Raw genomic sequence first — 26,340 nt, 5'->3', positions numbered from 1 at the left:
CGGGGGTCAGATGAGGTCCATCGCCGCCACCTCGTCCGGACTGCCGTAGCTGACCGGCCCCTTGAAGCGCCGCCGCGCGGACGCGAACCACCACACCGTGGCGATCAGCAGGACCACGCCCAGCGCGATCGGCGCGTAGTTGAAGGACTCGGCGGTGATCGGGGACGCCTGCGGCAGCATGAACAGCAGGTTACTGATCACGATCCAGGCGACGGCGACGAACGCCACCGGCCGTCCGAACCGGCCGAGGTGCCACGGCCCGGGCTCGAAGTCCTTCAGCCGCAGCCGCAGGAAGATCGGCACGCCGTAGGCGAGGAACAGGCCCACGACGTTGACGCTGACGACGGCCGTGAAGGCGACGTGCGACCACCAGCCGGGGATGACGAGCATCAGGGCGCAGGCCGCCGCCAGCCACACCGCCTTGACGGGGGTGCGGGTGCGGTCCGAGACGGAGTGCCACAGCCGGGAGCCGGGCATCGCGCCGTCGCGCGAGAAGGCGAAGATCTGCCGGGTGTTGCTGGTCATGTTGGCGAGGCCGCAGAAGAGCATGGCGCCGATGACGAGCAGCAGGAGCAGCTTGGCCGTGGTCAGCCCGAGCGCGTCGATGAGGATCTGCACCGGCGGGGCCGGGGCGGCGGCCTCGGAGGCGTAGTCGCGGACGGCGTACACCAGGGCGAGCACCAGGACGAGGCCGGTGAGGGCGGAGCAGCCGATGGCCCGGACGATGCCGCGCGGCGCGTTCACCGTGGCCCGTACGGTCTCCTCCGACATGTGGAAGCTGCCGTCGAACCCGGTGAACGTCCAACTCGTCACCAGCAGGCCCAGCATGCCGGCGTAGACCGCGTTGGAGAAACCGGTGTTGTTGACGAAGTGGGTGGCGAAGGAGGCGGACTGGTGCTCGGAGGGCACGGCGATCAGGCAGGCGACGATGACCACCAGGCCGATCAGCAGCCACCACACGGAGATCCGGTTGACGATGGCGACCAGCCGCACGGTGTAGGTGTTGGCCAGGGCCTGGACCAGCAGGATGACGGCGGTGATGCCGACGGTCTGCTGGGCCGTCGGCTCGTACGACGGCCATTGCAGGGCGACGAACGACTGGATGAAGGTGGCGGCGGCGAAGTCGGTGGCGGCGGTGCCGCCGACCTGCCCGATGAAGTTGAGCCAGCCCGTGTACCAGGACCAGGCGCCCTTGTGCCGCTTGGCGAGCTTGCCCGCGGAGAAGTAGAGCGCGCCGCTGGTCGGATAGGCGGAGGCGATCTCGGCCATCGAGGCGCCGACGAACAGCACCATGACCGAGACGCCGATCCAGCCGAAGACCAGGATCCGGGGGCCGCCGGCGTTCATTCCGAAGCCGAAGGAGGAGAAGATCCCGGAGAGGATGTTGATGATGGTGAAGGAGATGGCGAAGTTGTCGAACGCCCGGAATCTGCGCGTGAGTTTGCGCGGATAACCCATGGCGTGCAGCGTCGCGTCGTCGTCCATCGCGACGTGGGCGGCCTGCCGGTGGACTCGGGCGTGAGCGGGAGAGAAGGACTCCGACACGGACAGCGGCTTTCTGCGAGGGGGACGGGGGACGGGGCCGGACGCCGGGCGGCTCACGCGACGTCCGGTGGTGCGGGTGGCGCGGGTGCTTCCGGTGCTGCGGGTGGTACGGCCCGGCGGCCGGTCAGGGCGAGCCGGGCGCCGGCAGTCCGCACCGCCGGCGGGCCTTGCTGAGCTGTTCCTCCGGGCTGCCGAAGACGCTCCACGGCATGCGGGACGCGTAGGGGCCCATGGTGGTGAAGACCGTGCGGGCCTCGTCGAGGCAGCCCGCCATGGAGAGCGCGTGCGCCAGGTAGGCGAGGTCGAGGACGGGCGTGAACCGGTACCCGGGCACCTCGGGGAGCCACCGCGCGTAGACCTCCAGCGCGAGTGTCCGCCAGCGGCGCTGGCCCCAGGCGCGGTCCGCGAACGGGTCGGCGCGCGGGTCGTAGTCCTCCACCAGCGTCACCAACGGCAGCAGCCGCAGCGGGGAGTTGGCGGGGGAGCGGTTGGCCAGGAACTCGGCCACGTCCCAGCGGGCGCTGGCCGAGCCGCCGTGGCGGGCGAAGTAGAAGGAGAGGAAGCGGTGGTGCGCCTCCCGGTTCCACGGGTCCAGCGCCAGGGCCCGGGAGAACAGCGACCACGGGCCGGACGGCGCGGTGAGCATCCCCGGGGGAGCGGGGTCGCGGACCCGGCCGGTGCGGGCCAGCGCCAGCCGGGCCACCCAGGGGGTGGGGTCCTTGGGCGCCAGCTGCGCGGCCTGGTCGCAGGCCGCCTCGGCGATCCGCAGCAGGGACGCCGTCCTGCGGTCCCGGCTGTCGGCCATCCGCAACGCCCGTAACATCGCCACCCGGGCCCACAACAGGGCGGAGTCCGGGCCGGGTTCCTCGGCCAGCCAGCGTTCGGCGAAGTCCGAGTCGGCGGCCATCGAGGCGAGGACGAGCGAGCGGTGCGCCCGCGTCCCGAAGTCGTCCCGGACGTCGTGCAGGACCGCGTGGGCGCTGTGGTACCGGCCCGCCTGCACCTCGACGCACGCCTGGGCCAACTCGTGGTCGTCGGCGGCCGGATGCCAGACGTACCGACCTTCGAACGAGCCAGCGACCATGCTCACCTGCCACCCTGTCGCCCATCGGGACGCGTCCCGCCGGGACGCGCCGCACCGGAATCGCACCGCACCGGAACCGCGCAACTCGCCCGAGCCGGACGGCGTCCGGACCCCGCGCGTGGTCGGACGCTCACCGGCCGTGAACCCCACCCTACTCAGGACGGCCGCTCCCGGAGAGGCATCCGGACGATCCAATCCCGCATACTTTCGATTTTTGTCACCTCCCACAGCTTGGCTCAGGGTAACCGGAGCAAAACCTTCCGTAAGACTTTACGTTGGTCCGATGCACGAAACACCCCTGTGGAACGCCATTACCGGCGAAGGGGAAGAGAGCGCGCCACCGCGACGCCTCCCCGTGCGGCACGGCGGACTCGGCAGCGGCCCGTCGGCCCGGTACATGATCAAAACGACCGGAGGGACCACCAGTTCCGTGAACCCACATCACACGGCCGACCTGTTGAGCGCGGCGGTCTTCGCACGCGTCTTCGGCAGTGACGCCCTCGCCCTGCTGCGCCGCGCCGCCGCCGCCGGTGTCCGCATCGGCATGAGCGAACTGCGCCGCGGCCCCCGCGGGCGGCGGGGAGGCGAGAGGTGACGGCACCCTCCCGAGCGAGTACGTTTCCCGTGACCGGACTGCCCGCCGACTACCGGGCGTTCCACCAGCTCTACCGCGCCGCCTACGTGCACTGGGCCGAGCTCTACCTCGGCAACCGGCACGACGCGGAGGAGGCCGTCGACCAGGCCTTCGAGGACCTGTACTTCACCTGGACCGAGGTCCTGAGAACCGAGAACCCCAATGCCTACGCCTGGGCCGTGGTCAGACACCGGACCATCGACTGCGCGCGGGCGCGCGGCCGCCGCCCCACCGTCATCGACACCGCGGCCTTCGAGACCACCGCCCTGCGCCACGCCGTGGACCCCATCGGCGAACTGGAGCAGAGCCTGTCCGTCTACAAGGCGATCTGCGCCCTGCCGGCGCGCCAGCACGACGTCATCGTCCTGCACTACTGCCTCGGTTACAGCGTCCGGGAGACCGCCGACATCATGGGCATCACCGAGGGCGGGGTGCGCTCCACCGCCCGGCACGCCCGCCACCGCCTGCACGACGCGCTCGGACTGGAGAGAGAAGAGGAGCACCGGTGACCGGAACACTCGACCACGTGCTGGCCAAGGCCCGGCTCGACCCGCGCCCCTACCCGAGCGCGGAGGTCGACCGTGCCGAGACCCGGCTCGCCGTCCGGCTCACCGAGCGCATGTGGCACGGCGCCCTGTACTTCGACGACCAGATGGAACCGGCGCGCACCGCCGCCGTCCGCGCCGCCCACCGCAACTACCTGCCCCACCGCGCCTTCTACCGCCGGCTCCGCAGCCTCTGCAAGACCGTCGTCGCCCACGACCTCCACAAGCTCGGCGCCCTCCTCGCCGACCGCCTCCTCGAACCCGAGGGCGCCCTCGTCCTCGGCTGCGTCCTCCAGCTCGCCGACCGCGAGGACAGCGCCCGCTTCTGGTGGCAGTTCGGCGCCGGCGCCGACGACACCGGCGCGGCCTGCTGCCTCTACCTGCACCACATGGCGCTCGGCGAGCGGCGGGAGGCGGAGCTGTGGCGACGGCAGGCGGGGCTGGAGGCGCTGATGCCGGAGACTCCGGAGGAGATCGACCGGAACGATCTCAACATGGCGCTCCAGATGCTGGACGGGTTGCGGGACGGGGAGGGGTTCTCGCCGGCTGCGACGGCGGTGATCGCTTACGTGCCGGACGCGCTCGGCTTCGTCGAGGAGGTCGATCTGCCGCTGCCGCAGCCGGACTTCCCGGAGCGGATCGGTGAATTGACGGCGGTTTGCTGAGCCCCGGACCCGCCCTTTCGCCGTTTCTCGCGGGGGCCTCACCCCGCACCCCCGAAGCCGAACGCGGGGTGAGGTCAAGGCGGCCGAGGCCGGACAGCCGTTCAGGCGAAGGACGGTCAGCGGCAGCGGGTGGGGTTCACGCGGGCGAGCGGGTTTACGGCGGTTCGCGGTGGGTGAAGGGCGGCCTGAGCGTCAGCTGTTGTGGGGCAGGTGTACGGATGCCAACGCAGGAGTTCGCATGTGAGGCACCGATTTCCGGTCGGACGTTTTGACTGCCCGGTCATCGCACCGGTACCTCTCGTGGCCCCGGACAGGCATGACAGGAGCCACCATGAACGGCCTGCTGAACCAGGAAGACGGACCGGCCCGACGCGCCCGGTCCGCTTCCCGCACCCTGCTCGCCGCGAGCCTCGTCGCCGCGAGCCTCCTTGGCGGCCAGGCCGCCGCACCCGCCCAGGCCGCGCCCCAGCACGGCCGGAAAATGTTCACGTTCACGGGTTTGGTCCACACCTGGAAGGTGCCCAAGGGCGTGACGGCGGTCACGGTGTCGGCCTGGGGCGGCGGTGGCGCGGGCGGCAGCGGTGCCGGTGGCGGTGGAGGCGGCGGCGGTGGCGGCGGTGGGAAGCCGGGTACCAGGTCCGGAGGAGGCGGCGGAGGAGCGGGTTCCGGTGGTGGGGGCGGTGGTGCCGGCGGCGGTGGAGGCGCGGGCGGATTCATCAAGTGCCATACCGACGGGCTGAAGGACCGGACCCTGTACATCTGGCCGGGACACGGCCGCACCAGCGGCACCAAGGGAGAGGGCGGCAGCGCCGGCAAGCCCGGCAAGGGAGGCGGCAGTACCTTCGGCGGCGGCACCAACGGGGGTGACGGCGGCGCCGGCGGCGACGGTCAAGCCCCTCGCGTCCGTTTCATGGAGCGTTTCTACGCGTCCTCCGTGCGTGACGGGGCGGATCACCTGCTCGTCGCGGCACCCGCGGGCCCTAGCGGCGGGCTCGGCAAGGGCGGTGTGCGCGGGGAAGGCGGTGAGGGCGGCTACAACGGTGAGACCAGTAGCGGATCCCCCGGGAAGGGCGGCCGGGAGACGGTCGGCGGGCTGGGCGGCGCCGGGGGGCGCTTCCAGGCCCAGGACCAGTTCGTCTGCCAGACCCCCAAGGGCGATCCGGCGCTCCCCCTCGAAGTCGTGAACGGCGCGAGCGGGAGCAGCGGCAGCGCCGGAGGCCGGGGCACCTTCGGTGGCTATGGCAAGGACGGCGGCTACGGAGGGTCGGCGTTCTCCGGCGGTTCCGGCGGGGCCGGGGGCGGGGGCGCCGGCGGGCCGCACGGCCGGTCCTACGGAAGTGGTGGCCGTGGTGGCCGCGGTGGTCACGGAGGCTACGCGGGAAGCGGCGGACAGGGCGGCAGCGGCCAGGCGAAGCACGGCCAGAACGTCAAGGACGGCTGGAGTGGTGAGCCGGGCGAGGCCGGTGTCGAAGGAACGGCCGGCAAGAGCGGGTTCGTCATCGTCGAGTGGTGACCTCCAGACCCCTCAAACCGCGCTCCGCGTGGTTGTCCTCGAACGCCGGACAGGCTGAAGCACGCGCCCGGGCGCGTAAATCAGGCCCGTCCGGCGTTCGAGGACGAGCGGCGAGGCCGCGATCAAGGGGGTCTGGGGGCTTGCCCCCGGGAAACGGCGAAGGGGAGGGGCCGGGGCACAGCCCGCCGCAGGCGCCTACCCCAGCGCCCGCAACCCCGGCACGAACGTCACGAGCACCGGGACGAACGGCACGAGCGCCGCCGTGGCGGTCAACCGCAGCCGGCGGGCCGGAGTGAGCCGCGGCCCCGGGGCCAGCAGCCGGTCCACCCGCCCCGGCAGCTGCGACATCCGGGCCGCGCAAGGGTCGAACACCCCCCGGTCCTCGTTGAGTTCGACGAGCGCGAGCGCCGTGGTCAGCCGCCCGAACCGCCGCGAGGCGACATCGTCGGCGGCCAGTTCCACCAGGTGGTGCACCCGGTCGCGGAACGCGGCGAAGACGGGCACCTGGGGGAAGCCGTTGGCGAGCGCGGAGGAGCAGTGGAGGAGCCAGTCGTGGCGGGCCCGGACGTGGCCCTGCTCGTGGGCGAGGAGCGCGTCGAGCTGGGAGTCGTCGAGCCGGCGCAGTGCGCCGGTGGTGATGACGAGTTGCGGGGCGGGGCCGCCACGCAGCAGCCACGCGTCGGGCCGTTCGGATTCCAGCAGCATCAGCCGCTCGCCGCCCGGCTCCTCGCCGGGCAGCCGCGGCGAGCGGACGAGGAGGCCGGCCCGGCGCTGCCGGCGCCGGGCGCGGGCGCCGCGGATCTCGCGGGTGAGCATGGCGGCCGTCCACACCGCCCCGCAGGCGAGCACGACGGCCATGGGCGCGGCCAACGCGCCGTAGCCGCCCAGGGCGTACGCCTCGACCACGCCGCTCGGCGCGGGGGCGAACACGTTGCCGCGCACGGCCTCCCAGGCCGCGGCGGCGCTCAGGGCCATGGCGAGCGCGCAGCACAGCAGGACGGCGGCGACCACGCACTGCCACACCCACAGGGCCAGCACCGGCTCGCGGTCGGGCCAGTCGGCGCGGGCCAGGACACGGGGGGCGAGCGAGGCGAGCAGCGCGCCGAGGGCCAGCAGCGCGAGCGGGACGAGCATGGGTGTGCCTTCCCTCGGATTCGTCCACGGCGGCGTGGAGTCCTGTGGGTCCAGTGCTGGAGCAGAACAGTAGTGGACCTACACGTCCGCGTGCACTGGTGGGACCTACGCCTTTTGGCCGAGGGCTCGGCTGGGGCTCCCATGCGCCCCTTACATCGTCAATAGCATCGCCAGCATCCCTATCCCCATGGAAACCCGGCAGGCGCCGGTGAGTTCGAGCCGGTCGCGCGCCCACGGCGGCGCGGTCATCCCCGGGGGCGCGGGGGACGGCCCGGGCGGAGGTGCCGCCCGCGCCGCCGGCACCGGGACGATCGCGGCGAGCGTCCGCACCACGTACACCGCGAAGTAGACCAGCAGCAATCCCGTCAACAGCGGTGTTCCGGCCGGGTGGTGGCCGTCACCGTGGCCGGCCCCGCCGTGGCCGGCCGCCGGCGCACCCGCCATGGCGAGCGCCATGTACACCATCGCGAACGCCCCCACCGCGTGGTGCAGTCGGTGGGCGTCGGCGCCGCGCCGGGCCGCCACCAGCGCCCGCGCCCCCGCCGCCGCGAACAGCGCCGCGAAGGCCACCGATCCCCAGGGCCGGCCCGCCGGCACCGTCACCGGGGCCGCCATGGCCGCCATGCCCAGCCCCATCACCGCGTCTCCCCGGGCGGCCCGGCGCTCCCCCGCCGCGCCGGACCGGGCCCGGTGCAGGCAGTACACGCCCGCCGCGGTGCCCACCACCACCAGCAGCCACCCGACCAGCGGTGGTCCGTGCACGCCCCGCCTCCTCGTCCCCCGACGTGTGCTCCCCTGGGCAGAATGCCCCCGTCGAGGGGTTCGTACGGGAGCGCACGGGCGCAGCGCGGGGGCGCGGTGGGTCTGGCGCGCGCCCTGCCTTGGAGAGCCGTGGAGCCCGAACGCCGTTACGGCGTACGTCAGATGCCCGGCCGGTACCGCAGCGGATGCCCCTCCGGCACCTCCACCACCACGATGCGCACCCCGTCGGGATCGGCGATCCACATCTCGATCAGTCCCCAGGGCATCCGCTCGGGCGGCCGCAGGATCCGCACGCCGCGCTCCCGGAGTTCGTCGTGCGCCGCCTCCGCGTCGGCGACCTGGAGCCACAGCTCCAGCCCCGGCGCCGGCGGCGCCTCCGCGCGGCCGGAGAGTTCCAGGAAGCCGCCGCCGAGGAAGTAGACGGTGCCGCGCTCCTCGCCCGTGCCGAACTCCCGGTAGACCGCGAGGCCCAGCGCCCCGCCGTAGAACGCCCGCGAGCGCTCCGGATCGGTCGGTCTCAGCAACACCCTGCCGCTCAGTACGTGCACCATGCCGTCCGACTGTACGCACCGGCCTGCGGTTAGTCTCGGGAGCGACCGCACCCGCCCCGGGAAAGGACCCCCGCACCACCATGGAAGCCACGGAGACCACCCGCGCCGGCCAGGACCGGCCGGTGATCCGCGCCGCGACCGCGGCCGACGTCCCCGCGCTCGTCCCCCTGATCGAGTCCGCCTACCGCGGGGACGCCAGCCGCGTGGGCTGGACCACGGAGGCGGACCTCCTGGGCGGGCAGCGCACCGACGAGGAGGGCGTCACCGCCGTGGTGACCGCCGAGGACGGCCGGGTGCTGCTGGCCGAGGACCCGGAGGACGCCAAGGCCCCCGCCGCCTGCTGCCACATCGAACACCGCGGCGAGCACGCCTACTTCGGCATGTTCGCGGTCCGGCCCGCCCTCCAGGGCGCGGGGCTCGGCAGGGTGATGCTCACCGAGGCCGAGAGGGTGGCGCGGGCCGAGTGGGGCGTCCGCGAGATGCACATGACGGTGATCCGGCAGCGCGAGGAGCTGATCGCCTGGTACGAGCGGCGGGGATACCGGCGGACCGGGAAGATGGTCCCGTTCCCGTACGGCGACGAGCGCTTCGGCATTCCGCGCCGCGCGGACCTGGAGTTCGAGCTGCTGGTGAAGGAACTGCCGTAGTCCGCCTCCGGTGACGGACGGCCGCCGGACGCGGACGCTCCGCATCCGGCGGCCTCGCGCAGGTCTCTCGCTTTCGGCAGCCTCCGACAGGAAAAACGACGGCGGCCCCCCGGGCCCGGCAGGATAATTTGCAGCAGCACCCCTTGAGGAGGAGAACCACGCATGGATACGGTGTCTTAACGCCAGGTCCTCCCGGGAAGGGGTTGTCATGACGGAAATTCTCGCGTCAAGGGCGATAGCCGCCGACGAATCGTCCGAGGCGTCCGTGGAGAGCGTCACCGGGCACCCCGCCTGGACGCAGCTCAAGGACGCCGTCGAGACGATCAGGCCGTGGCAGTCCGCCGACGGCTCGATCGACCTGGCAGCCGACGGCGCCCCGCCGGGCGAGCTCGTACGGGCCGAGACGGAGCGGGTCGTCGCCGCCGTCGAGCAGCTCTCGCCGCTCCTCCCGCACGACGCCGCCTACCACGCCGCCCTCGTCTCTGACCTGCGGAAATGGGCGGACTCCGGCTTCGCCGTGCCGGACTTCCTGGACTCGCTGCTCGCCTTCCGCCCCGCCGAGCGGCGCGTCGACGGCCGGCAGCACCTGGTCGTCTTCCCCATGTACACCCAGAACGGGAATCCGGACCGCAACCTGGAGGCCGTCGTCCTGCGCGTCGTATGGCCCGAGTGGCTGTCCGAGCTGGAGCGCACCCGCTACGACAACCCCCTCTTCCTCGGCATCACCTTCGAGGACTTCACCGCGGGTTACGACACCAACTCCGCCGTCCTCTTCCCGGAGACCATCGCCGTCCGCGAGGCCCCCGACCGCTTCACCTGGGGCGGCATCTTCTGCGACCGCGAGGCCGCCCGCTTCCGCCGGGTCACCGACGCGGCCGTGGACATCCTCGGCCTCCGGCTCCCGGACGACATCGCCGCCATGCTCCACGACCAGCAGCGCTGCCAGCAGGCGTTCGTCCTGTGGGACATGATCCACGACCGGACGCACAGCCACGGCGACCTGCCGTTCGACCCCTTCATGATCAAGCAGCGGCAGCCGTTCTGGATGTACGGCCTGGAGGAGCTGCGCTGCGACCTCACCGCCTTCAAGGAGGCCGTGAAGCTGGAGGCCGACGGATACGCCCAGGGCCGCGACGTGCAGTACGCCGTGCTCTTCGACCGGATGTTCCGCTTCCCGGTCACCGGCGAGCGCGTCCGCAACTACGACGGCCTCGGCGGCCAGCTCCTCTTCGCCTACCTGCACCGGCACGACGTCGTACGCTGGACGGACAACACCCTCCACATCGACTGGGACCGCGCCCCGCAGATCACCAACCGGCTGTGCGGCGAGATCGAGAAGCTGTACCGCGACGGCATCGACCGCCCCAAGCTCGTCCACTGGCTCGCCGCCTACGAGCTCGTCTCGACGTACCTGGCCCCCCACCCCGGCTCCACCTGGGCCAAGGGCCCCGACGCCCTGGACCTGAGCCTGCCGCCGCGCAAGCTCGTGGACGACGTGCTTCCGGACGAGTTCCCGCTCAGCATGTTCTACGAGGCCCTTGCCAAGAAGCTGCGGACCGTGATCGCCTCGACCAAGGGGATCACCGCGGCGAGCGTGACGAAGGTGGCCGCGTGAGCACGGGAAACAGCGCGGGGAACACCGAGAACAGCGCGGGGAACGAGGAGGCGACGACCATGAGCACTCCGACCAACGGCGACGGCCGGCTGGACGGCGCCGTAGTGGCGGTGGCGGGAGCGGCCGGCCCGGCCGGCCGCGCGGCCCTGCTGCGGCTGGCCGAGGCGGGGGCGACGGTCGTCGCCGCCGACGCGGACGCGGCCCGCCTCGCCGAGGCGGTGGACGCGGCCCGCTACGCCCACGGCGGCGCCACCGTCATCGGCGACACCGTGGACCTGCTCGACCTGGACGCCACCCGCACCTGGGCCGACCGCACGGAGAAGGAGTTCGGGCGCGTCGACGGCCTGGTCCACCTGGTGGGCGGCTGGCGCGGCTCGGCGACCTTCGCCGAGACCGACCCCGCCGACTGGGAGCTGCTGGAGAAGCTGCTCATCCGTACGGTCCAGCACACCTCGCTGGCCTTCGAGGGCGCCCTCAACCGCAGCGGCAACGGCCGGTACGTGCTGGTCAGCGCCGCCGGCGCGAGCAAGCCCACCGCGGGCAACGCCGCGTACGCCGCCGCCAAGTCGGCGGCCGAGGCGTGGACGCTGGCCCTGGGCGACGCCTTCCGCAAGGCCGGCGGCGACCCCGCGGAGGGCGGTGGCCCCTCCGCCGCCGCCACCATCGTGATCATCAAGGCCCTGGTGCACGACGCCATGCGCGCCGAACGCCCCAACGCCAAGTTCGCGGGCTTCACCGACGTCAAGGACCTCGCCGAGGCCATCGTCGGCGTCTGGGCGAAGCCCGCCTCGGAAGTGAACGGAACCCGTCTGTGGCTGACTCCCCACACGTGAGCGAGACCGACGCGATACGCCGGCACGACCCCCGGGTCCGCGGCTTCGCCAGTGACAACTACGCCGGCGCGCACCCGGAGGTCCTCGCGGCCCTCGCCCTCGCCAACGGCGGCCACCAGATCGCGTACGGGGAGGACCGGTACACCGAGCACCTCCAGGAGGTGTTCCGCTCCCACTTCGGGCCCACCGCCGAGGCGTTCCCCGTCTTCAACGGCACGGGCGCCAACGTCGTCGCCCTCCAGGCGGTGACGGAGCGGTGGGGCGCGGTGATCTGCGCCGCGTCGGCCCACATCAACGTCGACGAGTGCGGCGCGCCCGAGCGCGTCGGCGGGCTGAAGCTGCTCACCGTCCCCACCCCGCACGGCAAGCTCACGCCCGAGCTCATCGACCGCGAGGCGTGGGGCTGGGACGACGAGCACCGCGCGCAGCCGCAGGTCGTCTCGATCGCCCAGACCACCGAACTCGGGACCTGCTACACCCCCGAGGAGATCCGGGAGATCTGCGACCACGCCCACGAGCGGGGCATGAGGGTCCACCTGGACGGCTCGCGCGCCGCCAACGCCGCGGCCACGCTGGGCGTTCCGCTGCGCGCCTTCACCACCGACGCCGGCGTCGACCTGCTCTCCTTCGGCGGCACCAAGAACGGGCTGCTGTTCGGCGAGTGCGTCGTCGTGCTGAACCCGGGCGCGGTCAAGGCGATGAAGCACCTGCGCAAGCTGTCGATGCAGCTCGCCTCCAAGATGCGCTTCGTCTCGGTGCAGTTCGAGGCGCTGCTGGCCGGCGACCTCTGGCTGCGGAGCGCGTCCCACGCCAACGCGATGGCCGCCCGCCTCGCCGAGGGCGTTCGGGCCGTCGACGGCGTCGAGGTGCTGCACCCCGTCGAGTCGAACGCCGTCTTCGCGCGCCTGCCGCGCGAGGTGAGCGAGCGGCTGCAGAAGTGGTACCGCTTCTACTTCTGGGACGAGGCGGCGGGCGACGTCCGCTGGATGTGCTCCTTCGACACCACGGAGGACGACGTGGACGCGTTCGTCCAGCTCGTCAAGGAGGAGATGGCGCGGGGGTGACCCGGCGCCGGAGAACGGCCGGAAGGCCCCGCACTCGTGGGAGTGCGGGGCCTTCCGTCGTCCTGTCCCGTCCGGGGGCGTGATGGCGCGCGTGGGGGAGCGGGGGACACCCGGGCGCCCCTCGGTGCCTTTCCCGGCTCCTGGACGCCCTCCAGCGCCCCTCGCGCGCCTTCACGGCCTGCGCCTTCACGCGCCTTTCCATCAAGTGCCTACAGACGCCTTCAGACGCTCTTCAGGTGCCTTCGGGCGCCGTGACGCCTCAGACGCCTTCCATCGCCGCCGCCTGGGCCGGCGTCGGCGCCGTCCCGCCCAGGTGCGCCGGCACCCACCACGTGTCGTCCGGGCCCTTCGGCCGCACCGGGTACGCCCGCTGCGCCGCCTCCAGCAGCTCCTGCACCCGGGCCCGCAGCCGCTCGGTGACCTTCTCCGCCGGCTCGTCCGGCTCCGCCTCGACGGGAGCCCCCACCCGGATCGCCACCGGTATATGGCTGCGCCCCAGGTTCCGCTTGCGTCCCTTGGTCCACAGGCGCTGTGTGCCCCACAGGGCCATCGGCAGCAGCGGGACACCGGCCTCCTGCGCGAGCCGCGCCGCGCCGGTCTTGAAGGTCTTCAGGGTGAAGGAGGGCGAGATCGTCGCCTCGGGGAACACCCCGACGATCTCCCCCGAGCGCAGCGCCGACAGCGCGTGCTTGTACGCGTCGAGGCCCGCCGAGCGGTCGACGGGGATGTGCTTCATGGCCCGCATCAGCGGCCCCGACACCTTGTGCCGGAAGACCGACTCCTTGGCCATGAAGCGCACCAGCCGCTTCGCCGGCCGGGCGGCGAGACCGCAGAAGACGAAGTCGAGGTAGCCGATGTGGTTGCTCACCAGCACGGCCCCGCCGCGCTGTGGCACATGCTCGGTGCCCTGGACGTCGAGGCGCAGGTCGGCGGCCTTGAACAGGGTGCGGGCGGCGCCGATGACCGGGGGGTACACGAGCTCTGCCATATCGGTTATGTCCTTCGGGGGCCTGGGGAGGATGCTCCCGCTGAAGTTACGCAGCCGTAGGGTGGCGGCTTCCGGCAGATCGTGCCCGAATGTCCGGCCCGCAAGCCAGTCAGGGGCCGTTCTCGGCCGCGAGATCCTCATCACGTCGTCCGATTTGCCGGATTGGCTGGGGAGACGGCGGGGGTTCCGGCGGGAATTCCTCCACCTGCGGCGATGCTGGACGGAGAGACGGAACGCCGTGGTGGGAAACGGCGTCGAACAGGACGGCGCGGGTAGCCGGACCCGCGTCACGGCGAGAGACGGAAGGACGGACGTGCGGCAACAGGAAGAGGCCGGCGCGCCGCGGCTGGACGCCGCCGCGCTCGGCGCGGAGCTGGGCGAGCGGGCCACCCTCGTGCAGTTCTCCAGCGCGTTCTGCCGGCCGTGCCGGGCCACCCGGCGGGTCCTCGCCGACGTCGCGGGCATGGTCGAGGGCGTCGCCCACGTGGAGATCGACGCCGAGGCCCGGCTCGGCCTCGTCAGATCCCTGGACATCGCCGCGACGCCGACCGTCCTCGTCCTCGACGCCGACGGCCGCGTCGTGCGCCGCGCGGAGGGCGAACCGCGCAAGGCGCACGTCATCGCGGCGCTCGGGGCGGCCGTGGGGAACGCGTGACGCGAAGAAGCGGCGTGACGCGAAGAAGCCGTGTGACGAGGGAACTGAGTCGCGAAGAAGCGACGTGACGCGAAGAAGTCGCGTGACGAAGGGACCCTGAGCCGCGAGAAGGCCGCGAACAGCCGCCCCCCGCCGCGGATCATGGTGATCCGAGTCCCATCCGTCCGGCGGCCCTTGACGCCGCTCGCCGCGCCTCGTCAAGGTGACGCCATGTGGCCTGGACTTCTCTCGCAGTTAGACACGTACGTGGACGTACCGGTGACAGTCGGCACGCGCTGTCCGAGCCCGTGAGTATCCGCGACCGCACCACTCCGGCTCGACTTGTTCGACTTGAAGGGGACAGCCCATGTCGGTCTCGCCTGACCTCAGCACCCTCCGCGCCGCCGGTCCCGAGCTGCTGCGCTCGGTCTTCCGCCGGCACGCCGCCGGCGTGGCCGTGATCACCGCGCAGGGCGACCGCCCCGTCGGATTCACCGCCACCTCCCTGACCTCCGTGGCCGCCGAGCCCCCGGTCGTCTCGTTCGGCGCCGGCACCGGCTCGTCCAGCTGGCCCGTCCTGGCCGAGGCCGAACACGTCGGCGTGCACATACTCGGCGAGCACCAGCGGGAGCTGGCCGCCGTCTTCGCCCGCAGCGGCGCCGACCGCTTCGCCGCGCCCACTCGGTGGCGTGCCGGGCCGGAGGGGGTGCCTCTGCTGGAGGGCGTGCTGGCGTGGCTGGTGTGCCGGGTGGTGGCCCGGGTGCCCGCCGGTGACCACTGCCTCTTCCTCGCCGAGGCGGTGACGGGCGAGGCCGCCGGGACGGGCCGTCCCCTGCTCTACCACCAGGGACGCTTCAACGGTTTGCGGGACTGAGACGTCCCTGCCCCGCGCGTTGGGCACATCACAGGTCAACGGCCTTGCGCTCGGGTGACACGCTCGATGTACTGACGAGTAACATTCCGGTACGGGCTTCAGCGGCCCCGCCCGGGATCCGCCCCCCAAGGCGCCTATGCTGCCTGCCAAGGCAGCTTTGAAGAGACGATGCAGTAGGAGAGCCGGCGTGAGCTTGAGGATCGTTGTCTGTGTGAAGTACGTGCCCGACGCCACCGGCGACCGGCACTTCGCCGAGGACCTGACCGTCGACCGCGACGACGTGGACGGCCTGCTCTCGGAGCTCGACGAGTACGCGGTCGAGCAGGCGCTGCAGATCGCCGACGAGGCCGATGACGCGGAGATCACCGTGCTCACCGTCGGCCCCGAGGACGCCAAGGACGCGCTGCGCAAGGCGCTCTCCATGGGGGCGCACAAGGCCGTCCACGTCGAGGACGACGACCTGCACGGCACCGACGTCATGGGCACCTCGCTGGTGCTCGCCAAGGCCGTCGAGCACGTCGGCTACGACCTGGTCGTCTGCGGCATGGCCTCCACCGACGGCGGCATGGGCGTCCTCCCGGCCCTCCTCGCCGAGCGCCTGGGCGTCCCGCAGGTCTCCCTGCTCTCCCAGGTCGCGGTCGAGGACGGCAAGGTGACCGGCCGCCGCGACGGCGACGCCGCCACCGAGCAGCTGGAGGCCGCCCTCCCGGCCGTCGTCTCCGTCACCGACCAGTCGGGCGAGGCGCGTTACCCCTCCTTCAAGGGCATCATGGCCGCGAAGAAGAAGCCGGTGGAGTCGCTGGACCTGTCCGACCTGGGCATCGAGGCGGACGAGGTCGGCCTCGACGGCGCCTGGACCAAGGTCGACAGCGCCGCCGAGCGCCCGGCCCGCACGGCCGGCACGATCGTCAAGGACGAGGGCGAGGGCGGCAAGCAGCTCGCCGAGTTCCTCGCGGGCCAGAAGTTCGTCTGAGCGGGCCAGAAGTTCGTCTGAGCCCGGAACCCCGCAACCGCCCTCACACTTCCCGCAGGAGAGCAACGCCATGGCTGAAGTCCTCGTCTACGTAGACCACGTGGACGGCGCCGTCCGCAAGCCCACCCTCGAACTGCTCACCCTCGCCCGCCGCATCGGCGAGCCCGTCGCCGTCCACCTCGGCGCCGGCGCCGACGAGGCCGCGAAGGTGCTCGGCGAGTACGGTGCCGTCAAGGTGCTGACCGCCGACGCCGCCGAGTTCGCGGACTACCTGGTCGTCCCCAAGGTGGACGCCCTCCAGGCCGCGTACGACGCCGTCAACCCGGCCGCCGTGCTCGTCCCGTCCTCCGCCGAGGGCAAGGAGATCGCGGCCCGCCTCGCGCTCCGCGTCGGCGGCGGCCTCATCACCGACGCCGTCGACCTGGAGGCCGGCGCCGAGGGCCCGGTGGCCACGCAGTCCGTCTTCGCGGCCTCGTACTCCACCAAGTCCCGCGTCACCAAGGGCACCCCGGTCATCACCGTGAAGCCCAACTCCGCCGCCCCCGAGGCCGCCCCGGCCGCGGGCAGGGTCGAGCAGCTGTCCGTCACCTTCGGCGAGCTGGCCACCGGCACCAAGGTCGTCTCCCGCACCCCGCGCGAGTCGACCGGCCGCCCCGAGCTGACCGAGGCCGCGATCGTGGTCTCCGGCGGCCGCGGCGTCAACGGCGCCGAGAACTTCCCGCTGATCGAGGCCCTGGCGGACTCGCTCGGCGGTGCCGTCGGCGCCTCCCGCGCCGCGGTGGACGCCGGCTGGTACCCGCACACCAACCAGGTCGGCCAGACCGGCAAGTCGGTCTCCCCGCAGCTCTACATCGCGGCGGGCATCTCCGGCGCCATCCAGCACCGGGCCGGCATGCAGACCTCGAAGACGATCGTCGCCATCAACAAGGACGAGGAGGCGCCGATCTTCGAGCTGGTCGACTACGGCGTCGTCGGCGACCTCTTCGAGGTCGTCCCGCAGCTGACGGACGAGATCAAGGCCCGCAAGGGCTGATCCCTCCCCGTCAGGGGCCGCTCTCAGGGCTCCCGCGCGCGGCGGCGTGCGGGGGCCCGTCGCGTTTCCCGGGGTGTTGACCACGGGCCGCGGGCGCGGCTAGCTTCAACGAACTGTTGAACTCCCGGCGGTGGATTGGCGGGTGGGGCCCTGTGCACCGGAGCGTGACGACGACCTTCGACAGCACGCTGACCGACCGCCTCGCGGCCCGGCTGGCCGGCGTGGACGCGGAGCTCGCGCGCCGCTACCCCGGCGACCCGGGCACCCGGCAGCCGGTGCACACGGTCTACGTCCCGGCGGACGCCTTCGCGGCGGACACGGTCCGTACGTGGGGCGAACGGGCGCTGGCCGCCCTGGACGCCCACGCGCCGGACGCGGAAGCGCTCTCCGCCGCGCTCGGCCTGGACGCCACGGCCGTCCACGACCGCGTCCGGGCCAAACTCGCCCGGGAGCCCGTCGAGGACCTGCGCGTCGACTTCGAGGACGGCTACGGCCGCCGCTCCGACGCCGAGGAGGACGAAGCGGCCGCGCGGGCGGCCGAGTTGACGGCGGCGGCGGTCGCGGACGGCGGCGCGCCGCCCTTCGTCGGCATCCGCGCCAAGTCCATGGAGGCGGCGGTCCGGGACCGGGGCGTCCGCACGCTCGACGTCTTCCTCACGGGCCTCATGGCGAGGGGCGGACTGCCCGCCGGGCTCGTCCTCACCCTCCCCAAGGTCAGCCACACCGAACAGGTCACGGCGATGGCGGAGGTGGCGGGGGAGTTCGAGAAGGCGCACGGCCTGGAGGCGGGCCGGATCCGCTTCGAGGTCCAGATCGAGACCACGCAGGCCGTCCTGGGCCCGGACGGCCGGGCGACGGTCGCGCGGCTGCTGGACGCGGGGGAGGGCCGGGTGAGCGCCCTGCACTACGGCACCTTCGACTACAGCGCCGCCTGCGGCGTGGCCCCCGACCACCAGGCCCCCGACCACCCGGCCGCCGACCACGCCAAGGCCGTCATGCAGGTCGCCGTGGCGGGCACGGGCGTCCGCCTCTCGGACGGTTCGACGAACGTCCTCCCGGTGGGCCCGACGGAGCGGGTGCACGCGGCCTGGCGCCACCACCACGCCCTGGTCCGCCGGGCGTTGGCCCGCGCCTACCACCAGGGCTGGGACATGCACCCCGCCCACCTGCCGACGCGGTACGCGGCGGTGTACGGCTTCTACCGCGAGGGCCTGGAGACGGCGGCGGCCCGGCTGGCGGCCTACGCGCGCGGCGGGACGGCCGACGGCGGTGCCGTACTGGACGAACCCGCCACCGCCCGCTCCCTCGCCGGCCACCTCCTCCGCGCGGTCGACTGCGGCGCGGCCGACGCGGCGGAGGTCGCTCGGCTGACGGGCCTCACCCGCCCGGAACTCGACGCCCTGGCGGGCCGCGCCGGGTGACCTCCCGTGGTCACCCCTCCCGCGACACCCGCCGCTGGAACCAGGCCACGTCCCAGTACCTGCCGAACTTCCGGCCCACCTGCTCGTAGACCCCGACGGGCCGGAACCCGAACCGCTCGTGCAGCCGCCGCGACGCGTCGTTGGGCACGGTGATCCCGGCGAGCGCCATGTGCACGTCCTCCCGCTCCAGCACCTCGAACAGCGAGGCGTACAGCAGGCGCCCGACCCCGTGCCCCACATGCTCGGGCGCCACGTACACGGTGGTCTCCACGGACGTCGCGTACGCGTGCTTCGCCCGGAAGGCACTGCTCGTCGCGTACCCGAGCAGCTTCCCGCCCTGCTCGGCCACCAGCAGTCGGTGCGGCCCGGAGTCCGGGTGCTCCAACAGCCAAGGGCGCCGCCCTTCCACGGTGAACGGCTCGATGTCGAAGGTGATCGGCGTCTCCACGACGTAGTGGTTGTAGATGCGGGTCAGCTCTTCGAGGTCGTCCTCGCCGCCGGGACGTATCCGGGTGTCCGGGGCCGCCTCGATTCCGTTCGTCGTGGTGCTCATGCGGGTCACGGTAAGCGGCGCTCGTTACGCCGCTGTTTCGCCTCTTCGCTCGGGCGACGCCGGCCGTTCCCACAGACGACGTCGTGGCCGGTGGGTGCGGCCGCCGGTCCGGCCGGTGGGGGCCGGGACTCAGGCGCCGGGAGCGCGGGGCCCGCCCGGCGGCGGGGTGATCAAGGTGATCGCGGCGTCGAGGAGGGCCTGGACCCGGTCTGCCGTGAACCGCTTGGGTTCGATGGGGAACATCATCATCCAGCCGTCGGCGATGGCGGCCAGCTGGTCGGCGAGCAGGTCGGCGGGGATGTCGTCGCGGACGCCGCCCTGTGCCTGCCCGGCCGCCAGGAGCGAGGCGAGGATGGCGCGGTGGCGGGCGTAGCGCCGCTCGATGACGGTGGCGAAGGCCGGCTCGTACCGCGCGTGGGCGAGCAGTTGGGACATCACGGGCCAGAACTCGGGGTCGCCGGCGGCGCGGGACAGCCACCGTTCCAGGACCGCCCTGATGCCGGGGTGGTCCCGGCCGGGGCCGAGCAAGGCGTCGAAGGCGTCGAACCGGCTCTCGGCCACCGCGGCGACCAGCTCTTCCTTGTTCGCGAAGTAGTACGTCACCGTCCCGGTGGTGCACCCCGCGCGCTGGGCCACCTTGCGCAGGGAGGTGTTGGTGTACCCCTCCCGCGCGATCACCGAGGCCGCCGCCTCCAGGAGCTCGGCCCGCCGCGCTTCGTGGTCGCCCGTAGGCCGTCCGCGCCGCCCGGCCGGTCCGCTACCGTCGCGGGCGGTCGCGGGGCGGGTCGGATTCTCGGGCATCCCGCGATTTTGCCACACGGTTGACGTAACGCCCGTTGTGCGAATTTGCGGCGTGGGAGGAATCGCCACGAGACACGCCTGCGACGCCGCCGCCCAGGCGCCGGAGCTCTCATATCATCCGCTCAAGCCTTGACACCGCTCATCCGCTCAGGTCTTCCCGTCAGTGCCACCCTGACAGCCGCCGTCCAGAGAGGCCCGTCCGTGCACCGCTGGCTTTCCGAACGGCGCCGATCGACGGTGAGCCTGGGCCTCGCGGTGTGCGCGGCGGCGGTCCTCCCCAACGACAGCCTGACGGACGTCTCGACAGCGGACATCGGCGTGTTCGTACTCTTCGCCTACCTGCTCCCCTACCTCGCGCTGACCTTGTCCGCCTTCTTGAGGGTGAGTCCGGAACAGGTCCGGTCCTGGGCGCAGCGCGAAGCCCGCGGCACGTTCCTGCAGCGCTACGTCCTCGGAACCGCGCCCGGGCCCGGGGCGTCGCTCCTCATCGCGGCCGCCGCCCTGGTGGTGGCGGTGCTGTGGCTTCCCGGCCACCTCGGCACCGCCCTCCCCGTCATCCCCCGCACGCTGGTGGCCCTCGCGCTGGTCGTCGTCGCCTGGGTCTGCGTGGTGCTGGCCTTCGCGGTCACCTTCCAGGCCGACAACCTCGTGGAGGACGAGCGGGCGCTCGACTTCCCCGGGGAGGAGGCCCCGGCCTGGGCCGACTACGTCTATTTCGCGCTGGCGGCGATGACGACGTTCGGCGCCACCGACGTCAACGTGACCTCACGGGAGATGCGGCGGACCGTGGCGGCGAACACGGTCATCGCCTACGTCTTCAACACCGTCACGGTCGCGAGCCTGGTGTCCACGCTGGGCGGACGCTGACGTCGCGACGGCGGCGGAACGGCCGTCAGCGCGACCGCCGGCGCTGCGGCGACGACCACGTCCGGCCGCGGTGCAAGCGGTCCGAGACGCGGTCGACCGTCCAGGCGGCGTGCAGCGTCGGCGTACTCAGAACGGAGGGGGCGAACCGTGGCCGCGTCCGCCATACGGCGGCGAGGTCCTCGTGTGTCCGGCCGCCGGCGAGCCGGTCGGCGAGCAGCGTTCCGAGGTACGGGGACTGGGCGAGGCCGTGGCCGTTGCAGCCGATGGCGTAGAAGACGTTCTTCGCCGCCTCTCCGGCGATCGGCAGCAGCGACGACGTCATCGCGATCCACCCGCCCCAGGCGCGCCGCGGCGCGACGTCGCCGAGCGACGGGAACCGCTCGTGGAAGCCGCGGAGGAGGTCCGCCACCACCGCGTCGTCCGGCTCGCGGGCGCCCAGCGGCCCGCGCGTCGTCCGGAGCCGCCGGGTGCCGAACATGACGGTGCCGTGTGGCGTGGGCCGGTAGTTCTCCAGGATCGTGTGCGGGGTGATGATGCCGCTGCGCCTCGTCCAGCCGGTGGCCGCCAGGCGTTCCGGGGCGATCGGTTCGGTCTCGACCAGGCTGGTCCAGACCGGAGTGACCATCCGCCTCGGGGCGATCGCGAGGTCGCGGGAGTAGGCGTTGGTGGCCAGCACCACGCGCTCGGCGTGAACGCGGGCCCCGGCCACGCTGACGACGACCCCCGAGGCGTGCGGCTCGACCGCGCGCACGGCGGTCCGTTCGTACGTCCGCACATCCGACGCGAGGAGCGCGTCACGCAGACCGAGCGCGAACCTGCCGGGGTTCAGCAGTCCGCCGGCCCGCTCGAAGACGCCGCCGAGGAACGTGTCCGGCAGGCCGAAGTCGCGGCCCTCGACGAACTCGACGTCCGCCCCCGCGCGTTGAAGGATCCCGGCGTTGCGTTCGGTGCGCCGGAGCTGTCCCGGGGAGACGGCGGCGATGACGTTGCCCGTGGGCTCGTAGTCGCAGTCGATGGCCAGCCGCCCGATCAGCTTCTCGGTGAAGCGGGCCGCCTCGTCCGCGTACCGGACGAGACCCGGCAGCCGGCGCCCGTACAGCGTGTCGAGCAGCTGCGGATCGCCTGCCAACGCGTTCGACAGGTACCCGGCGTTGCGCGAACTGCCGCCCCATCCGCAGAACCCGGACTCCAGGAGGACGACATCGGCGCCGTGCTCGGCCAGCCGCAGTGCCGTCGCCATGCCGGCGTAACCGCCCCCGACGACGGCGATGTCGCACGTGAGTTCCCCCTCCGGCATCGGGGCGAAATCGGTGGGCCGGTCGGCCCAGCCGGAGAACGCCGAATACGTCACGCCGGCGAAGCCGGCCACGCTCGCTGCCATGTCGTGCATGTCGATCCTGGTCTCCGTTCCGAATGCGGCGGTCGGCAGCACCGTAACCAGCGGAGAGATTTTTCGCAACGAGTGTTACGAAAAATGCGTCCACTGCCGCACGCCTGCCGGCATCGGCGCTTCCGGCCCCCGCGACGCGGGCGCGGCCGCCCGCGCCCTGGCCGGGGCCGCCGGAACGCTCAGAGGCACCGCATCCGGTTCGCTCTCCGCAGCGACTCGACCGCGTCGCACCAGATGGCCAGGTCGGGGACGGCGCTCAGTTCGTCGGAGCGGGCCCTCGCGCGGCGGGAGGCGCGTTGCCAAGTGGCCGGGTCCTTCAGGGACATGAGGGCGTGGATCCAGGCGTTGAGGTCGTCGCGGTAGGCGAAGATGCCGGCTTCGCCGAGGGATTCCACGAGGCCCGGGGTGGGGTGGGCGATCACGGGGATGCCGGAGGCGAACGCCTCCACCGCGACGCGGCCCCAGGACTCGTACAGGCTCGGCATCAGCATCACGCGCGCCCGGCCGTACACGTGCTCCCGCATCCGCTGCCCCGGGACGCCGGAGACGACCTCGCAGTTGGGCAGCCGGGGCGGCGGCATGATCTGCTGTCCGTACGCGCCGCGGACGCCCAGGAAGTCCCACTCCGGGGTCCAGGCCGCGATCTGCCAGAAGAGGTCGCCCCCCTTGTCGGGGTTGAGGTTGACGAGGGTCGCGCGGTCGCCGGGTTCGGTGCGGTACTCCTCCGCGAGCACGGGCGGGCGGACGACGATGCTGTGCCGCGGCAGGAACTCCTGCGGGTAGTGGGCGTAGAAGATCTCGCCCTCCCGCCGGATCCACTCGCTGTTGTAGACGACCAGGTCGGCACCGGCCGCGTTGTGAAAGCTCGTCGAGAAGTCGTCGTGGCAGATCACGGCCAGGGGTATGCGGCGGTCCCGGGCCAGCCCCGCCACGATCGGGACGTTCTCGAAGTGGGAGAGGAGCAGATCGGCCCGGCCCGCGTGGGCGGTGAAGTCGAGACCCTCCTGGTACGGGACGACGCGCACCCCGTCGATCTCGTAGCTCCTCTCGATCTCCCCGGGGTGCGACAGCCAGACGGTCACGCGGTGGCCGCGTTCGGCCAGCGGGCGGAGCATCGAGTGGAGCATCCACTCGGAGCCCGCGTTGTGGGTCGGCGGATAGCCGTACACCCGGGCCACGATGGTCATGGCCCCGGTGGTGGGGGTCGCGGCCGGTCTGGGCCGGTGGGGCGCCACCGTGTTCACGTACGAGTACTCCCTCCGGGGGTGGGGTGGTGCGGGAACGCGGTGCGGACGACGGCCGCCGCCGTTCAGTCTTCGGGGGACGAAGTGACGTGGACGGGGTTCGAGGACGACTCCTCGGTGCCGACGGTGAAGGTGAGTGCCGTGGTGCCGACGGGAGCGTTCCCGGCGGCCCCGACGGCCGTCCAGAGCACGGCGGTTCCGCCGGCGGGGACGCTCAGGCGCGCGCGGGGTGTGGCTGGACCACTCGCCGTGGCCTCGGGCGGTGACGAAGCGGTGGTTGTCGCTGACGGGCGCGGCCTGCGTGTCGCCGAAGAAGACGGTGGCCTTCAAGACGCCGTTGTCGTCAGGGGCTTCGCAGATCGCCTCCGCGCTGAACGTGGCCACGAACAGGGCGCCGAGCGAGGGCCGCCCTTGGCCGAGCTTGAGGTCGATCTCCGCGCCGGGAACGGCGACCCAGGAGGTGCCGCGGGTCTCGAAGCGCGTGGTGTCCCAGACGGCGTAGGTGACGTCGGCGGGCTTGCTGATGCGCAGTGACCGGTTCGAGGCGGGCGTGCTCACGTACGTCGTCCCTTCGTCGCCAACAGTGCAGTGACTGTACGAAGTTGATTCGTCACGTACCGCTGTCATGGGATACGTGCCCTCATCAATGAAGGGCTCATGCTTGGCGCAACGGCGAATGTCCGAAAGCGGCTTGGATGGCGATGCGCGTTCGCTGACATGTGCGGCGGGCGGACGCGTCGACGGCTTCGCGCGGGTGGCGCCGAGTCCGTTGCGGCATCAAGTAGCTAGCCCGAGCAGGGGAGTTGCTCGTGGGATGGAAGGGTGTCAGTCCACCCACACGCGGGCCAGGCACCTGCGGGCGTGCGGGTTGGGCGAGTCGGTGAAGGCGGTGCGGCCGTGCAGCACGACGGCGTTGTCGAGCCAGAGAAGGTCTCCCCGGCGCAGGGGAAAGCGCAGGGCGGTGCGCGGGTCGGACAGGATCCGGTCGACGGCGTCGAGGGCCGCCCGGTCACCGGGGGTCAGGGGTGCGCCCGCTTCCTCATGGGCGCGTTCGATTCCGCGCCGGTTGTAGTGCACGCGCAGGTCGGTGCCGTGTCGCCGGAAGACGGGGCGACGCCGGTCGAAGCCGGTTCCCCGGCCGAAGTGGAATTCCTGGTAGAGGCGGGACAGGGCCCAGGGGCTCTCGGCGAGCAGCCTGTTGTGCACGGTGTGCCCGCTCGCCAGCAGCGTCTCCCCGCCGTGTGCCGCCGGGCGCACGCACAGCAGCCCCAGCAGCCTCGGGGGTGGGGTGCCGGAGTGCGGTCGGTGTGCAGGGCCAGGGCGAGGTCGGTCTTGCCCAGCCCGGCGTCGCCGGTCACGGTGACGAGGTCGCCGGGGTCCTCCGGCCTCACCGTGCCCAGGGCGGCGGCGAGTCGGCGGCACGTCGTGGCGCGTTCCCGGTCGGTGCGCCCGGCTACCGGAAAGCCACGGATCACGACGAATCCGCGCCCCTCGCGCAGGCGTTGGGTGACACGTGTGGCCAGATCCGCGAGGGCTGCCCCAGGGCTGCTCGCGTGGGCCCCGTCCCGGGTCCCGTGCCGCTGCCGCGGCCGTCGAGTGCGCGCGAGAAGGCGGGTGACAGCGGGAGCAGCCAGTCCTCCTCGCCGAGGGTGTGGCCGTTCCACGCCGTGAGTGCTTCGACCGGGGCGGGCTGGGTCATCTGCTCACCTTTCCGCGACGGCTGCCTGCCGGCAGTTCCCGTCACCGGAACGTACCCGAGGACGGGGTCCGGGTGCAGTCCCGGTGCGGTCCCGGGGCGGACCGAGCCCCCGCCCGCTACCGGGGGGCGAGGCCGCCTTCGGCGGTGAGCGCGGTCACAAAGGCGGACCAGGCGGGGGTGGGGAGGGTGAGGGTGGGGCCGGTGGGGGTTTTGCTGTCGCGGACGGGTATCAGGCCGGAGTGCTGGTCCGATACCTGGAGGCACTGGTCTTCTTCCATGCTGTAGCTGCTGCTTCGCCAGGTGATCGCGTGCAGTTCGGAGGGACTAGGCACGGTACTTCTCCTCAATCACTCTGCGGATAAGCGCAGTCGATTCCTCGTGTGATAGAGCACAGGCTTGTAGGGAATCGTACAGGGATTCGTACTCGGCGACTTCTGGCGGTTGGGAGATATAGGTACCTCTGATGATCCCGGGCCGGTACACGATGGACTGGCCGCTGCGCAACGTCATGATCGTCGTTCTGCCCAGTCGCATAAGGCCGCCCGACGGCGGGACGCGGTCGAACGTCACGATGCGCAGGTGAATATGGGGCTTGTCGGTTGCTGCGAGCAGATGTGTCAGCTGTCCGCGCATAATCCGGCAGTCTCCGATGCGCCACTGCAAGGCGGATTCCGTGATAAGTGCACAGAATTCCGGTGGTTCGGGCCCTTCGATCAGGGCCCGCCTTCTCTGGCGATACCTGACCTTCTCCTCCAGATCGCCCCCGGTTGCCGACAACTCGGCTTTCAGGAGCGCTGTCAAGTAGTCGTCTGTCTGGAGCAGGGCGGGGATGAAGTCTGTGTAGTGGCGGAACTTCACTGTGCGCGACTCGTAGTCGAAGCGTCGCTTGGCCCATCTCGCGTCCGGGCTGTCCTGGACGTCGTCCCAGAGGTCGAACAGCGAACCACCTGCCCCCAGAACCTCGTCCAGCTCCTGAGCCACGTCCTCAGTGGGGAAGCGCTCACCCGACTCGAACTTCGCGATCGCGCTGTACGACAGGAAGACCCGGTCCGCGACCTCCGCCCGGGTCAGGCCACCCTCGACGCGCAGCTCCCGCAGCCGCGTCGCGTAACGAGCGATGATGCCCCGAGACGGGTCGAGCCGTTCCGGATCGGACATGGTGGGAACCCCCGACAGGTGAGCTGTGGCGCGGCGCGGCCGAGCTTATGGGGCGGGGTGGGGCGTCCGAGCCGGAATCGAATGCACCGCGACGGTCGGTTGACGCCGGAAAG

The 26,340-nt window shown here is 72.3% G+C and carries 28 protein-coding genes; 14 read left to right on the top strand and 14 right to left on the bottom strand.

All coding sequences use genetic code 11. The features are described from left to right. Positions 1-6: 6 nt before the first annotated feature. Both ACQEVS_RS04045 and ACQEVS_RS04040 read right to left on the bottom strand, forming a co-directional pair. The gene (locus ACQEVS_RS04045; RefSeq protein ID WP_433027243.1) at positions 7-1,458 is read right to left on the bottom strand and encodes an amino acid permease; all 1,452 of its coding nucleotides are present in this window, start codon (positions 1,456-1,458) and stop codon (positions 7-9) included. Between the two features lie 211 nt (positions 1,459-1,669). Beyond that, positions 1,670-2,629 carry a hypothetical protein gene (locus ACQEVS_RS04040; RefSeq protein WP_433027240.1) on the bottom strand — a complete coding sequence of 320 codons (960 nt, stop codon included), beginning with the start codon at positions 2,627-2,629 and terminating at the stop codon, positions 1,670-1,672. A gap of 430 nt (positions 2,630-3,059) precedes the next feature. Here ACQEVS_RS04040 and ACQEVS_RS04035 point away from each other — a divergent pair, with 430 nt between their 5' ends. From ACQEVS_RS04035 to ACQEVS_RS04020, 4 genes are all read left to right on the top strand, one after another. Further along, positions 3,060-3,224 (top strand): hypothetical protein, encoded by a 165-nt coding sequence (locus tag ACQEVS_RS04035; protein ID WP_433015302.1) that lies wholly within the window; start codon positions 3,060-3,062, stop codon positions 3,222-3,224. 29 nt (positions 3,225-3,253) lie between these two features. Beyond that, positions 3,254-3,772, top strand: a complete 519-nt coding sequence (locus ACQEVS_RS04030; RefSeq protein WP_223770083.1) for an RNA polymerase sigma factor — start codon at positions 3,254-3,256, stop codon at positions 3,770-3,772. Next, the gene (locus tag ACQEVS_RS04025) at positions 3,769-4,473 is read left to right on the top strand and encodes a hypothetical protein (protein WP_433015298.1); all 705 of its coding nucleotides are present in this window, start codon (positions 3,769-3,771) and stop codon (positions 4,471-4,473) included. The genes ACQEVS_RS04030 and ACQEVS_RS04025 overlap by 4 nt, the downstream gene beginning before the upstream one ends. Positions 4,474-4,804: 331 nt before the next feature. Beyond that, positions 4,805-5,986, top strand: a complete 1,182-nt coding sequence (locus ACQEVS_RS04020; RefSeq protein ID WP_433015295.1) for a hypothetical protein — start codon at positions 4,805-4,807, stop codon at positions 5,984-5,986. Between the two features lie 195 nt (positions 5,987-6,181). On the opposite strand, the gene ACQEVS_RS04015 is transcribed toward ACQEVS_RS04020, so the two are convergent. The 3 genes from ACQEVS_RS04015 to ACQEVS_RS04005 form a co-directional block, all read right to left on the bottom strand. Next, positions 6,182-7,120, bottom strand: a complete 939-nt coding sequence (locus tag ACQEVS_RS04015) for a M56 family metallopeptidase (protein WP_433015292.1) — start codon at positions 7,118-7,120, stop codon at positions 6,182-6,184. A gap of 150 nt (positions 7,121-7,270) precedes the next feature. After that, positions 7,271-7,882, bottom strand: coding sequence for a DUF5134 domain-containing protein (locus tag ACQEVS_RS04010; RefSeq protein WP_433015289.1), 612 nt, complete (start codon positions 7,880-7,882; stop codon positions 7,271-7,273). 158 nt (positions 7,883-8,040) lie between these two features. Further along, positions 8,041-8,433 carry a VOC family protein gene (locus tag ACQEVS_RS04005; protein WP_433015286.1) on the bottom strand — a complete coding sequence of 131 codons (393 nt, stop codon included), beginning with the start codon at positions 8,431-8,433 and terminating at the stop codon, positions 8,041-8,043. 80 nt (positions 8,434-8,513) lie between these two features. Here ACQEVS_RS04005 and ACQEVS_RS04000 point away from each other — a divergent pair, with 80 nt between their 5' ends. The 4 genes from ACQEVS_RS04000 to ACQEVS_RS03985 all read left to right on the top strand — a co-directional run bounded on the left by ACQEVS_RS04000 (position 8,514) and on the right by ACQEVS_RS03985 (position 12,592). Next, on the top strand, positions 8,514-9,080 hold the full coding sequence (locus tag ACQEVS_RS04000; protein WP_433015283.1) for a GNAT family N-acetyltransferase: 567 nt from the start codon (positions 8,514-8,516) through the stop codon (positions 9,078-9,080). Between the two features lie 208 nt (positions 9,081-9,288). Then, on the top strand, positions 9,289-10,695 hold the full coding sequence (locus ACQEVS_RS03995) for a DUF6421 family protein (RefSeq protein WP_433015280.1): 1,407 nt from the start codon (positions 9,289-9,291) through the stop codon (positions 10,693-10,695). A 59-nt stretch (positions 10,696-10,754) separates the two neighbouring features. Next, positions 10,755-11,528 carry an SDR family NAD(P)-dependent oxidoreductase gene (locus ACQEVS_RS03990; protein ID WP_433027237.1) on the top strand — a complete coding sequence of 258 codons (774 nt, stop codon included), beginning with the start codon at positions 10,755-10,757 and terminating at the stop codon, positions 11,526-11,528. Then, the gene (locus ACQEVS_RS03985; RefSeq protein WP_433015277.1) at positions 11,525-12,592 is read left to right on the top strand and encodes a threonine aldolase family protein; all 1,068 of its coding nucleotides are present in this window, start codon (positions 11,525-11,527) and stop codon (positions 12,590-12,592) included. Before ACQEVS_RS03990 ends, ACQEVS_RS03985 begins: the two co-directional genes overlap by 4 nt. A gap of 259 nt (positions 12,593-12,851) precedes the next feature. Here ACQEVS_RS03985 and ACQEVS_RS03980 read toward each other — a convergent pair whose 3' ends face one another. Further along, complete coding sequence (locus tag ACQEVS_RS03980) at positions 12,852-13,580, bottom strand: lysophospholipid acyltransferase family protein (RefSeq protein WP_433015274.1); 729 nt, start codon at positions 13,578-13,580, stop codon at positions 12,852-12,854. A gap of 313 nt (positions 13,581-13,893) precedes the next feature. Between ACQEVS_RS03980 and ACQEVS_RS03975 the strand changes: the two genes are divergently transcribed. From ACQEVS_RS03975 to ACQEVS_RS03955, 5 genes are all read left to right on the top strand, one after another. Beyond that, positions 13,894-14,235: a TlpA family protein disulfide reductase gene (locus ACQEVS_RS03975; RefSeq protein ID WP_433015271.1), complete on the top strand. Its 342-nt coding sequence runs from the start codon at positions 13,894-13,896 to the stop codon at positions 14,233-14,235. A gap of 346 nt (positions 14,236-14,581) precedes the next feature. Then, positions 14,582-15,088: a flavin reductase family protein gene (locus ACQEVS_RS03970; RefSeq protein ID WP_433015268.1), complete on the top strand. Its 507-nt coding sequence runs from the start codon at positions 14,582-14,584 to the stop codon at positions 15,086-15,088. A 187-nt stretch (positions 15,089-15,275) separates the two neighbouring features. After that, a complete protein-coding gene (locus tag ACQEVS_RS03965) occupies positions 15,276-16,061 on the top strand; it encodes an electron transfer flavoprotein subunit beta/FixA family protein (RefSeq protein WP_004938466.1) in 786 nt (261 codons plus the stop codon). Positions 16,062-16,131: 70 nt separating this feature from the next. Next, positions 16,132-17,094: an electron transfer flavoprotein subunit alpha/FixB family protein gene (locus ACQEVS_RS03960; protein ID WP_433015264.1), complete on the top strand. Its 963-nt coding sequence runs from the start codon at positions 16,132-16,134 to the stop codon at positions 17,092-17,094. A gap of 164 nt (positions 17,095-17,258) precedes the next feature. Next, the gene (locus tag ACQEVS_RS03955) at positions 17,259-18,515 is read left to right on the top strand and encodes a DUF6986 family protein (protein ID WP_433015261.1); all 1,257 of its coding nucleotides are present in this window, start codon (positions 17,259-17,261) and stop codon (positions 18,513-18,515) included. Positions 18,516-18,525: 10 nt separating this feature from the next. Here ACQEVS_RS03955 and ACQEVS_RS03950 read toward each other — a convergent pair whose 3' ends face one another. Together ACQEVS_RS03950 and ACQEVS_RS03945 are read right to left on the bottom strand one after the other, a co-directional pair. Further along, entirely contained in the window at positions 18,526-19,068 is a 543-nt protein-coding gene (locus tag ACQEVS_RS03950) for an N-acetyltransferase family protein (protein WP_433015258.1), read from the bottom strand. A gap of 129 nt (positions 19,069-19,197) precedes the next feature. After that, positions 19,198-19,869 (bottom strand): TetR/AcrR family transcriptional regulator, encoded by a 672-nt coding sequence (locus ACQEVS_RS03945; protein ID WP_433015255.1) that lies wholly within the window; start codon positions 19,867-19,869, stop codon positions 19,198-19,200. 201 nt (positions 19,870-20,070) lie between these two features. Between ACQEVS_RS03945 and ACQEVS_RS03940 the strand changes: the two genes are divergently transcribed. Further along, positions 20,071-20,736: a DUF1345 domain-containing protein gene (locus ACQEVS_RS03940; protein WP_433015252.1), complete on the top strand. Its 666-nt coding sequence runs from the start codon at positions 20,071-20,073 to the stop codon at positions 20,734-20,736. A 25-nt stretch (positions 20,737-20,761) separates the two neighbouring features. Here ACQEVS_RS03940 and ACQEVS_RS03935 read toward each other — a convergent pair whose 3' ends face one another. The 6 genes from ACQEVS_RS03935 to ACQEVS_RS03910 form a co-directional block, all read right to left on the bottom strand. Then, complete coding sequence (locus tag ACQEVS_RS03935) at positions 20,762-22,126, bottom strand: NAD(P)/FAD-dependent oxidoreductase (RefSeq protein ID WP_433015249.1); 1,365 nt, start codon at positions 22,124-22,126, stop codon at positions 20,762-20,764. A 179-nt stretch (positions 22,127-22,305) separates the two neighbouring features. Further along, on the bottom strand, positions 22,306-23,928 hold the full coding sequence (locus ACQEVS_RS03930) for a glycosyltransferase family 4 protein (RefSeq protein ID WP_433015246.1): 1,623 nt from the start codon (positions 23,926-23,928) through the stop codon (positions 22,306-22,308). Between the two features lie 267 nt (positions 23,929-24,195). Beyond that, a complete protein-coding gene (locus ACQEVS_RS03925; RefSeq protein WP_433015243.1) occupies positions 24,196-24,792 on the bottom strand; it encodes a TauD/TfdA family dioxygenase in 597 nt (198 codons plus the stop codon). Positions 24,793-24,841: 49 nt separating this feature from the next. Next, complete coding sequence (locus ACQEVS_RS03920; protein ID WP_433015240.1) at positions 24,842-25,069, bottom strand: hypothetical protein; 228 nt, start codon at positions 25,067-25,069, stop codon at positions 24,842-24,844. A gap of 116 nt (positions 25,070-25,185) precedes the next feature. Beyond that, positions 25,186-25,401: a DUF397 domain-containing protein gene (locus ACQEVS_RS03915; RefSeq protein WP_433015237.1), complete on the bottom strand. Its 216-nt coding sequence runs from the start codon at positions 25,399-25,401 to the stop codon at positions 25,186-25,188. Continuing rightward, positions 25,394-26,227 carry a helix-turn-helix domain-containing protein gene (locus ACQEVS_RS03910; RefSeq protein WP_433015234.1) on the bottom strand — a complete coding sequence of 278 codons (834 nt, stop codon included), beginning with the start codon at positions 26,225-26,227 and terminating at the stop codon, positions 25,394-25,396. Before ACQEVS_RS03910 ends, ACQEVS_RS03915 begins: the two co-directional genes overlap by 8 nt. Between the last annotated feature and the right edge of the window lie 113 nt (positions 26,228-26,340).

The organism is Streptomyces sp. CA-181903 (assembly GCF_050937075.1).
Lineage (GTDB): Bacteria > Actinomycetota > Actinomycetes > Streptomycetales > Streptomycetaceae > Streptomyces.
The sequence above is the reverse complement of the archived record's forward strand: the minus strand, read 5'-3'. Positions and strand labels throughout refer to the sequence as shown.